Origin of the sequence: Pseudomonas sp. WC2, assembly GCF_050586545.1 — a bacterium.
In the GTDB taxonomy this organism is placed as follows: domain Bacteria; phylum Pseudomonadota; class Gammaproteobacteria; order Pseudomonadales; family Pseudomonadaceae; genus Aquipseudomonas.
The window spans coordinates 50352-65627 of the sequence record NZ_JBOBDR010000027.1 but is presented as its reverse complement, the minus strand read 5'-3'; the positions used below and the strand labels follow the sequence as shown (position 1 = coordinate 65627).

The following is a 15276-nucleotide window of genomic DNA, read 5'->3' as shown; positions in this document are numbered from 1 at the left end:
ATGCACATTAAACAACCCGCGAATAAACGCGGGCCGGCAGCGTTCGGCCTGAAGAAAGTCAGCGCTGGCAAGCCTGCATTGGCGTCTATCCATGTTGAAATTCAGCGCATCGCCTGTGCGGCTCTGCCCGCTGCCGACAATCTGTTGGCCGACTGGCTGCCGGATGGGACTCGCAAGGGCAAAGAGTATTGGCCGACCAACCCGGTACGCGGTGACCGTAAGCCTGGGTCGTTCAGCATCAACTTGCACACCGGCAAATGGAACGACTTCGCTAGCGACGACAAAGGCGGCGACCTTGTGTCGCTGCTGGCCTACCTGCGCGGCTGCTCGCAGATCGAGGCTGCCCGCATCCTTGCCGGGCAACTCGGGCTGCAGTTCGGTGATGACCACAAGCGTGACCTTGTTGACGAGGAGATCGCGCGCCAGCGAATGGCCCGCCAGCGTGAGCAGCGTCATCAGCAAGACGATGAAGAAGCGCGGGCAAAGTGGGAGCATGCCGCCGCTCGTGCGCGTCGCGATTGGACGCTCGCCGGCAAGGCTGATTCAAACCATCCTTACTTGGCCAGCAAGTGCATCAAGCCTCACCATCTGCGTCAGATCGGCGGCGAGCTGCTTGTTCCAGTCATCTGGCGCGGCGAATTGGTGAACCTTCAGCGTATCAAGGCCGATGGCGGCAAGCTTTTCCTTCACGGAGGTCGTTTTAAAGGCTGCTATTGCCTGTTCGGGTACATCGAGCCCGACGTCGAGCTGTTCATCGTCGAGGGGATTGCCACGGCAGCCACACTTCATGAGCTGACCGGCAAGCCGGTCGCCGCTGCAATGAGCGCCGTCAACTTGCTGCCGGCTGGTTTGGAACTGAAGCGCCGTTATCCCGATGTCGTGCTGATTGTCGGCGGCGATGACGACCGTGCCAAGGAGGTGGGCAAGCCCAACGCGGGCAAACTGGCGGCCATCCATGCGGCTTCGATGCTCAACTGCGGGTATGTCCTGCCGGCCTGGCCGGCGGATGCGCCAGTGCATCTGTCGGACTTTAACGATTTGGCCGTCTGGCTCGGGGGCCGGAAATGAAAGTGCCCCTGATGACCGAAATTCATACCCCGACAGGGCAGGCACCTGTGCCTCTGCAACCGGATACCGCGCCGCCGACGCCTTATCCTTTGGACGCCTTGCCCTACGTGATGCGCGGCGCAGTCGAAGCCATTGCCGAGCATGCAATGGTGCCTGCTGCTATCGCCGGGCAATGCGTTATTGGTGCGGCCACCCATCTGGCGCAGACCCGGGTCAATGCTTGGCACCCCAATGGCAAACCTGAAGGGGCGCCCTCCTTGCAGTTCATGCTGTCGCTGTTCGATTCGGGGGAGGGCAAGTCGAGCGCGCGTGATTTGGCCTTCAAGACGATTGACGAAGCGGAGAAGGATGCGCGCGCACGTCACCGCCAAGCCTGCGCTGAGATTGAGACAATGGCTGCTGGCCTGAAGGGCAAGGCGCGTGAAGAGTTCTTGGCTGCACACCCGCTGCCTCCCGACCCGAAAACCCAATACAGCGATGCGACTTTCGAGCCGCTGGTTGGTGATTTCATCCGGGGCAAGGCGGCTGCAAGCTGGGAGACGGACGAAGGCGGGCAAATGCTCGGTGGTCACTCGCTCAAGGCTGACACTGTGGCCGCGACCCTTGGCGGCCTTACGACAGCCTTCAGTTCTGGGAAGTTCGAGCGCACCCGCTCGCGCGGCAACCTAGAAGGTTCCGGCGTAGCATACAACCGCCGTTTGAGCATTCACTTGATGGCGCAAGCTGTAACCGTGGCGGAGGCATTGAGCAATCCGTTGTTGGTCGGGCAGGGCTTCCTTGCACGCTTCCTGCTCGCGGCGCCGGATAGTCTGGCCGGCACCTGCTTCATCACTATTGAGTCACTGCAGCGCAAGGCCTACGCAGACCCGCGACTGCAAGCGTACTGGTCGCGCTGCAAAGAGATCGCCGCCAGCCTGGAATATATTGACCCGGAAACCGGTGAGGTCGCCCCACCCGTTCTGGAGCCTGATGCAGAGGCTAAACAGGTATGGGTGGACTTCCGAAACGAGATCGAAACCGAGCGCGGGCCGCTCGGAATGTTCGCTGGCCTGAAGCCGTTCGCCGCCCGAAGCGCCGAACAGGCGTTGCGCTTGGCTGCGGTGCTCGGCTGCTATGAGGGTATCAAGCAGATCAATGCCGACTGCATGCGTCGCGCCTGCATGCTTGCGCGCTATTCCCTCGATGAGTGGCTGCGCTACATCGAGGCTGGTGCAGTTGATCCCGAGCTGAAACTCGCTGGCGAATTGATGAACTGGTTGCGCGGTCATAAGCACAAGGCAGACTGGCAAGAGTTTCACGTTAATAAGCTGGGCAAGTCGGGACCGCCTGCGATTCGTTCGGCCACGGTGCGTGACAAGGTTCTGGCCGTTTTGCTGAAGCACCACCACCTTCTGAGCAGCGACGGCAAGCGATTCAAGATCAACCCCCTTGCGGAAGTTGCGGATTCTGCGGGAACCCAGCAGTTGCGTGGCTGTGCGATTGCGGAAGATCTGCGGAACGTTGCGGAAGTTGCACCGTTTACCCGCGCTGCCCATCCCGCATCCGCAGCGCTTCCGCAAACTTCCGCAGAGCTTCCGCACGCTGAAGCCAAGCATTTGCATGGCCTTCCGCAGAATCCGCAGAATCCGCAGCTCCCTGCATCCGCAAATACGAAAAGCGCACATATGTGGGAGATGAAGCTTTGAACGCCGCCGAGCTGATGCACCGCGCGAGTGCGGCCGGCGTCGTGATGGTGGTCAGCCAGGATGGCTGCCTGCAGCTGCGTGCGGTTCATCCGCCGTCTGACCATCTGTTGGCCGAGTTGGCCGCGCACAAGGTCGAAATCATCACCGTACTGAATGCTGCCAACGACTCGATGCCGCCGAACTCCTGGCTCTTTGCGGTCGCAAGCCTGCTCGGCACCCGTCCTGCCGTGCTGCTGGAAGAGGGGCATTTGGAGCCGCACGACCTTGTCGAACTGGCCGATGCGGACGTCGTGAGGGTGGCCGACATCATCCGCGCTAGCCCGGCGTGGATCATCCGGCCGCCGCGGGTTGACCAAACGGCTGAGATCCACGCCATGGAGGAAGTTAAGCCACAGTACATCATCCTCACTGCCGCTACGGCTTCACAGGTATGGCGAGATGCTGATGCGGAAAACACCAACCACCTGATGAGCTGCGACGAATGTCATGCGGCAACGGGCCGTTATTGCGAGGCTGGTGTCGATCTGCGCAAGCGTTATAACAACACCCCGATGGAGGCGAGTGAATGAACGATGCTCCAGCAGTGGAATTTGTCATCGAGGAGAATGAGGAAAAGGCCAATGCTTGCAATTACCTGACTCCGGAGTGCGTTAACGCCGCATTGCTTGTCAGTAGTAACCTGCTCGGCAAGACGCCGTTCCCCGATGCAGTCCTCGAACTGGGTCGGCAAACGGCTGCAATTAACCGGGGCGACATGAGACGAGCGGAAGACATGTTGGTGTCGCAGGCGCACTCGCTGGATGCTTTATTCGTACATCTTGCGGGTCGGGCACTGTCGTCTAAAAACATGGACGGGCTGGAGTCCTACATGCGTCTCGCACTTAAGGCCCAGAACCAGGCCCGGGCCACCTTGCAGACCCTTGGCGAACTCAAAACTCCCAAGCAGGTCGCTTTCGTAAAGCAGGCGAACATTGGCAATCAGGTCCAGGTCAATAACGGTATCCAAGAGAAGCCCGCGCGCACGCGGAAATCAAAAAAAGCGCAGAACGAACTATTGGAGGCTGAGCATGGCGAACGGCTGGACACCCGAGCGACGGGCGCGGCAGGCGGAGCTGATTCGGCAATGGCGACCATGGGACCGAAGCACCGGACCACGCAGCACCGAGGGTAAAGCGGCTTCATCGCGCAATGCCTGGACTGGCGGGATGAGGCCGCTGCTGCGAGAACTGGCCGAAGAGCTGCGGGAGCAGGACAAGATTCGTCGCGAGCTTATAGACTAAGCGAAACGCCATGGATGTCTGGCGCCGATGATCAGATGCTTATCCTGCCGCAGATAGACGATGGCGTGATAGGGACGTGTTACTTGCGTTACTCCATCGGACTAGATACCTGGGCAAGGCAGCTACGAAGTCCTACGGAGATCGCCAGTAGCCGGGGATGACGTCGCGATTAGGGCGTTTTCTGCCTCTTCGCCATTAGCAGTTGGGGCCTGATGAAGATGGGGCCGAGATCTGCATAGCTGTGCCTTGTTCTGGTAGTCTCTAGCCGATTTAAGACGACTGTGACAGTTTGAGATGAGTGCAACTATTACCGTGAATGCTGAAGCTTGGGTCACAGCTGAGCAGGTTTCCCTTCATTTAGGGGGGGCGCAGGACAACGTTTATCGATGGCGTGAGGGGCGAGGTATTCCGGCTCATCGCATTGGCAGACTCTGGAAGTTCCAGCTCTCCAAGGTAGATGAATGGGTGCGGGCTGGTGGAGCAGATGCCGCCACCGACACAGTGTTACAACACAATTAGCGCATTGCATTAAGGAAGAGCAAACCTGATGGTTTTCAGTGAAGATTCGCGCGTCAAAATCCCCTGCATCTTGCATCTGGTTCGCCTGGGCTACAGCTACCTCTCTCTGAAGGGGGCTTCCTGGGATGAGCAAACCAACATCTTTTCGGAGCTTTTTTGTTCTTCGCTGGCCAGGATCAACCCTGGTGTAGACGCCGATGACATCGACCGTCTGCTGGCCGAGGTCAAGCTACTCTTGGATAACGAAGACCTTGGCAAGGCGTTCTACGACAAGCTCACCGAGCGTTCGGGCACCCGTCTAATCGACTTCGAGAATTTCGACAACAACAGCTTCCACGTTGTGACCGAACTGCCCTGTAAAAACGGCGACGACGAATTTCGGCCCGACATCACCCTGCTTATAAATGGCATGCCGCTGGCCTTTATTGAGGTCAAGAAGCCCCACAACCGCGAAGGCGTGCTGGCCGAGCGTAACCGCATCATCACGCGCTGCCGCAATCCGCGCTTCCGTCGTTTCATCAACATCACCCAGCTGATGGTTTTCTCCAACAACATGGAGTACGAAGACGGCTCGCCGCAGCCCATCGAAGGTGCGTTCTATGCCAGCCCTTCGTATGACACGCCGATCTTTAACTACTTCCGCGAAGAGGAAGCGTTGAGTCTGGCCGAATTGCTTGCTGAAAATGATGACGTCGAGAACACAGTACTGCGCGACAATAATCTCAATGTCATCAAGCACAGCCCGGAGTTTCTCAGTAACAAATATCCCGATGCACCGACTAACCGCATCTGCACGTCATTGTTCAGCCGCCAACGCCTGGCCTTTTTACTGCGTTTTGCGCTCGTGTATGTCAACGAGGTGGATGGCCTGCAAAAGCACGTCATGCGTTACCCGCAGCTTTTCGCCACCAAGGCGATTGAGAAGAAACTCGATGCTGGCGTGCGTAAAGGGATCATCTGGCACACCCAGGGTAGTGGCAAAACTGCATTGGCGTATTACAACACTCGTTTTCTAACGGACTACTTCCAGCGTCAGAGCATAATTCCCAAGTTCTATTTCATCGTAGACCGGCTTGATCTTCTTATTCAGGCTCAGCGCGAATTCAGTGGCCGTGGGCTGATCGTCCACACAGTCGACAGCCGAGAAGCCTTCGCTCGTGACATTAAAGCCACTCAGGTGCTGCACAACCACAGCGGCAGGCCAGAAATTACCGTGGTTAACATCCAGAAATTTCAGGATGACCCGGACGTGGTACGTACCGAGGATTACGACGTCAATATCCAGCGCGTCTACTTTCTTGACGAAGTGCACCGCAGCTACAACCCGCAAGGTAGCTTCCTCGCGAACCTTAGTCAGTCGGACCGCAACGCCATCAAAATTGGTCTTACTGGTACCCCGTTGCTGGGCGATGATTTCAACTCTCGCGCGTTGTTCGGTGACTACATCCATAAGTACTACTACAACGCATCCATCGCCGACGGCTATACGCTGCGCCTGATCCGTGAAGAAATTGCCACCAACTACAAAATGGTCCTTCAGGAAGCGCTAGCTGCGGTAGAAATGCAGCAAGGGGATATCGACCGTAAGCTGATCTACGCCCACCCGAAGTTCGTCGAGCCTATGCTCGACTACATCGTGCGTGATTTCGAAAAGAGCCGCGGTGCGCTAGCTGATGCCAGCATTGGCGGCATGGTGATCTGTGACAGTGCCGACCAAGCCCGGCAGATGTTCGAGATCTTCAACGCTGTTCATGCCAAGAGGGGCCAGCCCAGCCCCAACCAGCAGGACTCCTCGCAAGCATTGATCGCTGCCCCGCAGCCCCGTAACTATGCCGCCCGCAGCCTGCTGGAGAACCGCGTTAAAAGCTCCGCACTGATCCTGCACGACGTGGGCAGCAAGGAAGAGCGCAAGCAATGGGTGGAAGATTTCAAGGCAGGCAAGATCGACCTACTGTTTGTCTACAACATGCTGCTTACCGGCTTCGATTCCAAGCGCCTGAAGAAACTCTACCTTGGCCGTGTGATCCGTTCACACAACCTGCTGCAGGCACTCACCCGCGTTAATCGCACTTATAAGGATTTTCGCTACGGCTATGTGGTCGATTTCGCCGACATCCGCAAGGAGTTCGACGCCACGAACAAGGCCTATTTCGACGAGCTGCAGGCCGAGCTAGGCGACGAAGTTGAGCACTATTCCAACCTGTTCAAATCCGCTGAAGAAATCGCCGAGGAAATCGAAGCGATCAAGGACATCCTATTCAGCTTCAACATCGAAAACGCCGAAGAATTTTCGCGGCAGATTACCCAAATTCAAGATCGTGCCGCAGTGCTGGCGCTCAAGAAAGCATTGGCCGACGCGCGTAGCCTCTATAATCTGATTCGCCTTCAGGCTGATTACGCTCTCCTGCAGCAGCTTGACTTTCAAAAGCTTAACCAGCTCTACCGCGAAACCTGCAACCACCTCGACATGCTCAACCTGAAAGAGAGTATCGAATCCAGCACTGACACCAGTAACCTGCTTAACGTGGCGCTGGAAGATGTGTTGTTCATGTTCACCAAGATCCGTGAGGAAGAGTTGGTACTGGCTGACAAGCTCAAGAACACTCTCCGCCAGACCCGCGAAGCCCTGGCCGACAATTTCGACCAGCAAGACCCCAAGTTCATCACTCTGAGGGAGGAGCTGGAGCGGCTGTTCAAGCAAAAGAAACTCAACGAAGTCACACAGGACGAAATGACCGCCAATATCGGCGCGCTCGGCGCGATTCATGACCAGGTCAAAGAGCTCAATCGGCAAAACAACCAGTTGCGTGCCAAGTATCAGGGCGACGCCAAATACACCCGCACCCACAAGCGCCTACAAGAGCGTGGTGGCCTCACGCAAACCGAACGCCGCCTGTTTGAGGCACTCTCTGGCGTCAAACAGGCGGCTGACGAGCAAGTGCTGCAGAACACCCAGTTAGTGAATAACGAAAGCTACTTCGAGCGGATGATGATGCCGCTGGTGATTGGCGAGTTCCAAAACCGCCAGAAAATCCACCTCACCCCAGACGCTTCCCGCACCATCAACCAGTTGGTGGTCGCCGAATACATCAATGAATTTGCTTCAGGCACTCGAATAGGAACACATACGTGGTAACGCAGGAATTTGAGCAACGCACCCGCCAACTGATCGACAGCCTCAAGGCCATCTGCGCTGCCTATGGCTTGGGTAACGATGGCAATGAATTCAAGATCATCACCCAGGTCTTTCTCTACAAGTTTCTCAACGACAAGTTCACTTTCGAAGCCAAGAAAATCCGCCCCGAGCTAAGCCAAGCTCTCACGTGGGAACAGGCCATGGCCGGTCTTAGCGCTGATGAACTGGAAATGCTGCAATTGCAGTTAGGACCGGAAACTCCGCGCCTGAAGCCTGAACACTTCCTCGCCCATCTGTTCGGTCGGCAGAATGAGCCTGAATTCGCCAAATTGGTTGACGACACCCTGCGTGACATCGCCATTACCAATAACGACATTTTCGCGGTTAAGACCGATGGCGGAGCCAAGGTAACGTTATTTGATCGAGTCAGCGAATATATCTCTGACCCATCTAAGCGGGACAATTTCTGCCGTGCACTTATTAACAAGCTGGTGGAGTTCAGCTTCGAGCGCATCTTCACCCAGAAGTACGATTTCTACGCCGCGCTCTTCGAATACCTAATCAAAGACTACAACAGTAACAGTGGCGGTAAATACGCCGAGTACTATACTCCACACTCTGTAGCTAAGATTATGGCCGCTATCTTGGTGCCGGAGAATGTGCGTGGCAAAATCAGGAACGTTAGTTGCTATGACCCCTCCGCTGGCTCCGGCACCCTGTTGATGAACATTGCCCACGCCATTGGTGAGCAGCGCTGCAGCATCTATTCGCAGGACATCTCACAAAAATCATCCAGCCTGCTACGCCTGAATTTGATCCTCAACAACCTGGTGCACTCCATCCCCAATGTTATCCAGGGTAACACTATGCTTCACCCCTACCACCGGGAAGATAAGGCGCTCAAGAAGTTTAATTACATCGTCAGCAATCCACCGTTTAAGATGGATTTCAGCGATTTTCGCAACGAGCTGGATAGTAAGGAGCACCAAGAACGCTTCTTCGCCGGGGTGCCAAAAGTGCCGGCAAAAGAAAAAGATAAGATGGCCATCTATCTGCTCTTTTTGCAGCACATCATCCATTCACTGAAACCCGGCGGCAAAGCGGCTGTGGTTGTACCCACCGGCTTTATCACCGCGCAAAGTGGAATCGACAAGGGTATCCGCCAGTATCTGGTGGATAACAGGATGCTGGCCGGCGTGGTTTCCATGCCCAGTAACATCTTCGCCACTACCGGCACCAACGTATCCATCCTCTTTATCGACTCCACCAACCAGAACGACGTGGTGCTGATCGACGCCTCCAGCCTCGGCACCAAGGTCAAAGAGGGCAAAACCCAAAAAACATCGCTAACAGTAGCCGAAGAAGACCGCATCATCGCCACCTTCAACGGCAAAGAGACGGTAGAGGAATTCTCGGTAGTGGTGAGCTACGAGGCTGTCGCCGCCAAGAACTATAGCTTGAGTGCCGGACAGTATTTCGACGTGAAGATTGAATATACCGATCTGACGCCGTCGCAGTTCGCTTCGAAAATGCAGGGATTTAGTGCCAATCTGGATGAGCTGTTCAAGGAGTCGGCCGGGCTGGAGCAGGAAATTCGTAAGCAAATGGCGGGGTTGCAGTATGAGTAAGGTTCTCAACCACCTGCCACTTGGCGAGATCGCTGTTTTTAGAAACGGCCTTAACTTTGGGAAAGAGAGTCGCGGCAACGGGTGTATGTTAGTTGGCGTGCCAGATTTTCAGAACCGATTCTCGCCAGATTATGAGTCATTATCAGAAATAAATCCCGATGGAATTGTTAGAGCGGATGATTATCTCCAACAAGGAGACATTGTTTTTGTTAGGTCAAATGGAAACAAGGCACTTGTTGGAAGAAGTCTCTACATTAGCAAAGACGTTAAGGCACTTTTTTCTGGGTTCTGCATACGTGCTAGATTAATATCGGAGGATGTCGATAAGCTATTCTTTGCATACTACACCAAGACGAAGAATTTTAAGTCGCAAATATCCTCTTCCTCTGGAACCAATATTAATAACCTGAATCAGGGGATTCTTAGTCAAGTAAAAATACCCGTATTCCACAAAAGCTATCAGCAGAAAATCGCCGCAGTCCTTTCCGTCCTCGATTCCAAAATCGACTGCAACAATCGAATAAATGCCGAGTTAAAGGCAATCGCCAAGACTCTGTACGACTACTGGTTTGTACAGTTCGACTTCCCCGATGCCAACGGCAAACCCTATAAGTCCTCTGGCGGCAAGATGGAATACAACGCCACGCTGAAACGGGAAATTCCGGCTGGATGGAAGGTTAAACAGTTAAGTCAGATTGCCAATATAACCATGGGACAGTCTCCACCTGGGGAGTCCTTGACTGATTCCGGAGACGGGGTGGAGTTTTTCCAAGGGTCTACCGATTTTGGCTGGCAGTTCCCGACTGTGCGCCAGTTTACGACCCAACCTGCGCGTATGGCGAAACGCGGTGACATCCTGCTCAGCGTCCGAGCCCCGGTCGGAGACTTGAATGTTGCACACCTTGATTGTTGCATCGGGCGTGGATTGGCAGCGCTGAACAGCAGGGATGGATTTGACGGCTTCCTATTTTATGTCATGCAATATTTCAAGACCGTTTTCGACAGGCGAAACAGCGAGGGGACCACGTTCGGCTCCATTACCAAGGATGATCTGTATTCACTGCCACTCGCCTATCCGTCGACTGAACTACTAACGGAGTATGACAAGGTTGTGTTGAGGTATAACCAGATGGTCTTCACACGAAGCATGGAAAATCAACATCTCACACAACTCCGCGACTGGCTGTTGCCCATGCTGATGAACGGCCAGGTCACGGCGGCGTAAGGTGGTCTGTTATAACTGAAAATCACAAACGCACATCCGCAATCTCGCCGCCAAGCTTCTCGTTTTATTGGATTGGCCGGCGAGTCGGCGTGTACTGGGCCGGCGGATTGTCAGTAACAACGAGGAAGATAAGCAGTATGAGGCTGCAGACGCCGCGCCTATCGAGATTTTCTATCTTATGGCCCTGGGCCTACTGAGGTTGGCAGAGAAGCCATAACCTACTTGATCGCTCCTAATGATTCTGGCAAGACGGCTGCACTCCGAGCTCTATGCAGACTGTTCGCTTTCGATCCGTCCCCGCGTCGCATCCAGCGTTCTGACTTCCACGTTCCATCCGATGAGGAGGTTATTCCAGAAGAGCGTCCGCTATGTATCGAAGCAGATTCCTTTTTCCCTGAACTTGCGAATGACGAAGACAACACCACGGTTGTTCCTCATTTTTGTCACGTGCGCCTACGCAGCGCCTTAGTGTGGGTCAAAGTGTGGGTCAAAGATTATATTTTTTATGCAGCCCTTCTATTACGTGCCCTTCAGGCATTAAAAAGCCGGCTTGTGGCCGGCTTCTCGGGGACTGGCTTGGTTTATTTTTGGTAAACCGCGCCAGCCTTCAAAACGTACATCCGGATCTGCGTCCGGCTGTGGGACTTGGTCAGACGTTGGTCTGCCGCGTCGGGCGCTGTCTGAGCCGCGGGGCGGTCGATGCGCAAATGTGGGGCGCAGGATACTGAGTTTTGTCTGGAATTCCCAGTGCGGAGTGCGGTTTAGAGCGACTGCTGCGGTAGAAATTTGGGATTTGTACTGCTTTTCAGGGCCTCATCGAGAGCAGGCTCACTCCTACAGGGGGAGGTGCCAGCCGTCAGGTCAAAGAAACGGCACCACCGGCCGGCGTTTGCTCAGGGTCGACCACCAGAAGACCCAGCCCAATATGTGAATCCTTTGCGCTTCGATCTGTGCCGGATGGAAGACTTCGTCCGGGTATTCGGCGCTGTTGTGGCTGCGCAGTCGCAGGCCGTTGCCGGGCATGCGGTGCAGGTATTTGATGCGCAGCATGCCGTCGTGTTCGATGGCGTAGATTTCGCCGTCGACGACCTGGGTCAGGCCGCGGTCGATCGCGACGATGGAGCCGTCTTCGATGCGCTCGGCCATGCTGTTGCCGATCATTTGCGCGCAGATAGCGTCTGCATGCCGGATTTCCAGTTGATCAAGCTGGGCGCGAAGCAAGCGGATGGATTGATCCGGGTCCTGAATGACGTGGGTTTTTCCGGAGCCGTTGGTGAGCGGGGTTTCCTTGAGGAACGCCAGGTCGATGTCGTTGGGGTCGATGACGGTATAGACACCGCGAATGGCTTGGGCGTCGAAGGTGTCGCCGTTGCTGGCGTTCTGCAGACGCGGCGATTCTTTGGTGCCTTCGCCGCTTTTCAGCCATTCACTGTTGACCGAGAGCAGGCGCGCGACTTCTTCCAGTCGATAGGCCGGCACACCGCGGGTATACCAGTTGTGGACGTTTTGGGCTTCCGTGCCCCAGAACTTGGCGAATCCCGTGGTGGTGATGTTCGCTGCTTCCAGGAGTGCCTTGAATCGTGGACCGCTAGTGTTCTTTCTCATAAACACGGAGTCTACGGCCGTGCTAGAGCGGTTTGAATAAACCGGGCGTTCAAAAAGCGCCTGTATTTTGCGACGGGATGTAAGACCGTCTTGTGGGAAATTACACAGGTTAAAACTTTTCTGTAGTCCGCTATAAACACCCTGTTTAAAGCGGCATTTCCCAGACACAAAAAACCCCGGATCAACCGGGGTTTTCTTTAAGCGTCACGCGGGTCGCAGATGCTTAGCCTTTGTAGGCAGCAACCGACTTGGTGATCGCTTCGCGGGCGGCGTCAGCACCGGCCCAGCCTTCGATCTTGACCCATTTGCCTTTTTCGAGATCTTTGTAGTTAGCAAAGAAGTGCTCGATCTGCTGGATCAGCAGCGGTGGCAGGTCGGTGTATTCCTTCACGTCGACGTACAGCTGGGACAGCTTGTCGTGTGGGACTGCGATGACTTTGGCATCGCCGCCGCCGTCGTCGGTCATGTTCAGGATGCCGACTGGACGCGCGCGGATTACCGAGCCTGGAGCAACCGGGTAAGGTGTTACAACCAGCACGTCGAGGGGATCACCGTCATCAGCCAGAGTGTTCGGGATGTAACCGTAGTTGGCCGGGTAGAACATTGGGGTGGCCATGAAACGGTCAACGAACAGGCAATCGCTGTCTTTGTCGATTTCGTATTTGATCGGCGCGTGGTTGGCCGGGATCTCGATCGCGACGTAGATGTCGTTCGGCAGGTCTTTGCCAGCCGGAATCTTGCTGTAGCTCATTGGGCGTTGCCCCCGTAGTTGACCAAAAACACTTGGCCGGATTGACCAAAAAGTGGCGGCGATTATAGGCATATTCTGCCGTGGACGCCATGTGCCGAAAGTCGCGCAGCGCTTAGTCGTGCGCCTGATAGACCGGGTCTGTGGCCTGAAGTTGCCGCAACCTGCCCAACGGGTCCTGACGGTAGAAAAGCTGCAGTTGCGCATAGACCTGCGGATAAGCCTCGTGCAGCAGATCCGGGGCGCTGAAGAAGTATTCGCTGGTGACCGCAAAGAACTCCGCCGGATTTTCGGCGGCGTAAGGATCGATGGCCGTCTCGGCATCGGGGTTGCGCTCAAGCTGACCATCAAGATCGTCATAAGCGGCCTGCATCACCTTGGCCCACTCGCTGACACGCATGTCGGCGTGCAGCGGCGGCAGGCCGTTGGCGTCGCCGTTGAGCATGTCGAGTTTGTGCGCCAGTTCGTGGATCACCAGGTTGTAGCCTTCCCAGCCACCACTGGCCATGACACCAGGCCAGGCGAGAATGATCGGCCCCTGTTGCCAGGCTTCGCCGCTGTGTTCGCCGTCCCATTCGTGTTCAACGCCGCTGGCATCGCGATGGCGCTGCGGGCTGAGGAAGTCATCGGGGTATAGAACGATTTCGTGGAAACCCTGATACCAATTCAAATCACCCAGATTGAGCAGCGGCAATTGCGCTTGAGCGGCGAGCAACAAGCGTTGCTCCTGATGCAGCTCGACGCCGGGCAGGGCGGTCAGGTGTTTTTCTTCGAGAAACAGCACGCAGGCTTCGCGCAGCCACTGATCCTGCGCGGCGGTGATGCCGTCGAGAAAGCTCAGATGATGGCGCACCCGTTGCCACATATCGTCAGCAATCGGGTGCTTGGCCAGAATGCGCCGGCGTCGCCAAGCGCTCAGTGACCACATGGATTTAGTGCGATTCGGCTTTGCTGCCGCCGAAACGGCTGCGCACCACGCCAAGGATCATCGGTATCAGCGACAGCAGAATAATTGCGACCACCAGCAACGACAGGTTTTTCTTGATGAACGGTACGTTGCCGAAGAAGTAGCCCAGTGTGACCAGTCCGCCCACCCAGAGGATGGTGCCGAGCACGCTGAAGCCGAAAAAGCGCGGGTAAGGCATCCGCGCCACACCGGCGACGAACGGCGCGAAGGTGCGGATGATCGGCAGGAAGCGCGCCAGCGTTACGGTTTTGCCACCGTGCTTGTCATAGAAATCGTGGGTTTTTTGCAGGTAGTCGCGACGGAAGATTTTCGAGTTGGGATTGCTGAAGAGTTTTTCCCCCGCCGTTCGTCCGATCACGTAGTTGGTGCTGTCGCCCATGATCGCTGCCAGCATCAGCAAGCCGCCCAGCAGCACCGGATCCATACCACCGCCCGCCGCCACGGCACCGGCAATGAACAGCAGGGAATCGCCCGGCAGGAACGGCATCACCACCAGGCCGGTTTCACAGAAGATCACCAGAAACAGGATGGCGTAGATCCATGGCCCATAGTTGTTCACCAGCAAATCGAGGTAAACGTCGAGATGCAGGATAAGGTCGAGCGGGTTGAAATCCATGGGGGCACCTGTTTGACGGCCCAACTCGGCAGGCCTGTGCGGATGACTTCGTGTAAGCCTACAGCGGGGTGTAGTTTTTCTTACAAGCCGGAAAGATCGGGATTATACGGTTTGAGCGATGAAAAGCGTGTTGGTTTTGTAGCGAGGGATGTCGAGGTGTGAACAATTGTCAGCAAGGGGGAAGATGTTGCCAGAGCGAAAAGATCGCAGCCTTCGGCGGCTCCCGGAGGGGCATGCCTCGAACGCTGCGATCTTTTGCTGTCAGAGCTCGTCGCTGATCGGCAATACGTAGTTCTTGAATTCGGTGTCTTCCTTGAACCCGATGGATTCATAGGTTTTCTGCGCGACTTCGTTGTTGCTGCTGGTCGATACACGCATGCGCACGGCCTGGGTTTCCTTGGCCATTTTCTTCGCGGTGCGGATCAGGTTGTCGGCGACCAGTTGGCGGCGGGCGTCTTCGGCGACATAGATGTCATTGAGGATCCACACGCGTTTGAGCGATAGAGAGGAGAAGCTCGGATACAGCTGACAGAAACCCATCAGTTTCTTGTCGTCATCATCGGCCAGGGCCAGATAAATCACCGACTCCTTGCGGCGCAGGCGTTTTTCGAGAAACGCACGTGACGAATCCGGGTAAGGCAGGGAACCGTAGAACTCGCGATATTTGACGAACAACGGAGTCAACAAATCCAGATGTTCGAGGGTCGCTTGAATAATCCGCATGATAGGTCTCGTCTTCAAGTGGCTGTCTTCAACTGCTCTGACGGCGATGGGAAACCCTGGCGGCCGTGCATCGATC

Annotated in this window: 14 protein-coding genes; 9 read left to right on the top strand and 5 right to left on the bottom strand. The window is 55.7% G+C overall.

Translation table 11 applies throughout. The features are described 5' to 3' along the window. From ACQ4OE_RS25310 to ACQ4OE_RS25270, 9 genes are all read left to right on the top strand, one after another. Nucleotides 1–1068 carry a toprim domain-containing protein gene (locus ACQ4OE_RS25310; protein ID WP_430948293.1) on the top strand — a complete coding sequence of 356 codons (1068 nt, stop codon included), beginning with the start codon at nucleotides 1–3 and terminating at the stop codon, nucleotides 1066–1068. Then, nucleotides 1065–2753 carry a DUF3987 domain-containing protein gene (locus ACQ4OE_RS25305; RefSeq protein WP_430948292.1) on the top strand — a complete coding sequence of 563 codons (1689 nt, stop codon included), beginning with the start codon at nucleotides 1065–1067 and terminating at the stop codon, nucleotides 2751–2753. The genes ACQ4OE_RS25310 and ACQ4OE_RS25305 overlap by 4 nt, the downstream gene beginning before the upstream one ends. Continuing rightward, nucleotides 2750–3322, top strand: a complete 573-nt coding sequence (locus ACQ4OE_RS25300; RefSeq protein WP_430948291.1) for a hypothetical protein — start codon at nucleotides 2750–2752, stop codon at nucleotides 3320–3322. Before ACQ4OE_RS25305 ends, ACQ4OE_RS25300 begins: the two co-directional genes overlap by 4 nt. Then, nucleotides 3319–3924, top strand: coding sequence for a hypothetical protein (locus tag ACQ4OE_RS25295; RefSeq protein WP_430948290.1), 606 nt, complete (start codon nucleotides 3319–3321; stop codon nucleotides 3922–3924). The genes ACQ4OE_RS25300 and ACQ4OE_RS25295 overlap by 4 nt, the downstream gene beginning before the upstream one ends. Nucleotides 3925–4327: 403 nt before the next feature. After that, nucleotides 4328–4552 carry a helix-turn-helix domain-containing protein gene (locus tag ACQ4OE_RS25290; RefSeq protein WP_430948289.1) on the top strand — a complete coding sequence of 75 codons (225 nt, stop codon included), beginning with the start codon at nucleotides 4328–4330 and terminating at the stop codon, nucleotides 4550–4552. 28 nt (nucleotides 4553–4580) lie between these two features. Then, a complete protein-coding gene (locus tag ACQ4OE_RS25285) occupies nucleotides 4581–7688 on the top strand; it encodes a type I restriction endonuclease subunit R (RefSeq protein WP_430948288.1) in 3108 nt (1035 codons plus the stop codon). Next, on the top strand, nucleotides 7682–9316 hold the full coding sequence (locus tag ACQ4OE_RS25280) for an HsdM family class I SAM-dependent methyltransferase (RefSeq protein WP_430948287.1): 1635 nt from the start codon (nucleotides 7682–7684) through the stop codon (nucleotides 9314–9316). The genes ACQ4OE_RS25285 and ACQ4OE_RS25280 overlap by 7 nt, the downstream gene beginning before the upstream one ends. Then, nucleotides 9309–10541: a restriction endonuclease subunit S gene (locus tag ACQ4OE_RS25275; RefSeq protein WP_430948286.1), complete on the top strand. Its 1233-nt coding sequence runs from the start codon at nucleotides 9309–9311 to the stop codon at nucleotides 10539–10541. Before ACQ4OE_RS25280 ends, ACQ4OE_RS25275 begins: the two co-directional genes overlap by 8 nt. A gap of 222 nt (nucleotides 10542–10763) precedes the next feature. Next, on the top strand, nucleotides 10764–11135 hold the full coding sequence (locus ACQ4OE_RS25270) for a hypothetical protein (protein WP_430948285.1): 372 nt from the start codon (nucleotides 10764–10766) through the stop codon (nucleotides 11133–11135). Nucleotides 11136–11402: 267 nt separating this feature from the next. Here ACQ4OE_RS25270 and ACQ4OE_RS25265 read toward each other — a convergent pair whose 3' ends face one another. From ACQ4OE_RS25265 to ACQ4OE_RS25245, 5 genes are all read right to left on the bottom strand, one after another. Further along, nucleotides 11403–12146, bottom strand: coding sequence for a S24 family peptidase (locus tag ACQ4OE_RS25265; protein ID WP_430948284.1), 744 nt, complete (start codon nucleotides 12144–12146; stop codon nucleotides 11403–11405). Nucleotides 12147–12369: 223 nt separating this feature from the next. Further along, nucleotides 12370–12897 carry an inorganic diphosphatase gene (gene ppa, locus ACQ4OE_RS25260; RefSeq protein WP_003205933.1) on the bottom strand — a complete coding sequence of 176 codons (528 nt, stop codon included), beginning with the start codon at nucleotides 12895–12897 and terminating at the stop codon, nucleotides 12370–12372. Nucleotides 12898–13009: 112 nt separating this feature from the next. Next, the gene (locus tag ACQ4OE_RS25255) at nucleotides 13010–13822 is read right to left on the bottom strand and encodes a zinc-dependent peptidase (RefSeq protein WP_430948283.1); all 813 of its coding nucleotides are present in this window, start codon (nucleotides 13820–13822) and stop codon (nucleotides 13010–13012) included. Nucleotides 13823–13826: 4 nt separating this feature from the next. Beyond that, a complete protein-coding gene (locus ACQ4OE_RS25250; protein WP_122592673.1) occupies nucleotides 13827–14477 on the bottom strand; it encodes a DedA family protein in 651 nt (216 codons plus the stop codon). 261 nt (nucleotides 14478–14738) lie between these two features. Next, a complete protein-coding gene (locus ACQ4OE_RS25245) occupies nucleotides 14739–15200 on the bottom strand; it encodes a GNAT family N-acetyltransferase (RefSeq protein ID WP_003228592.1) in 462 nt (153 codons plus the stop codon). Between the last annotated feature and the right edge of the window lie 76 nt (nucleotides 15201–15276).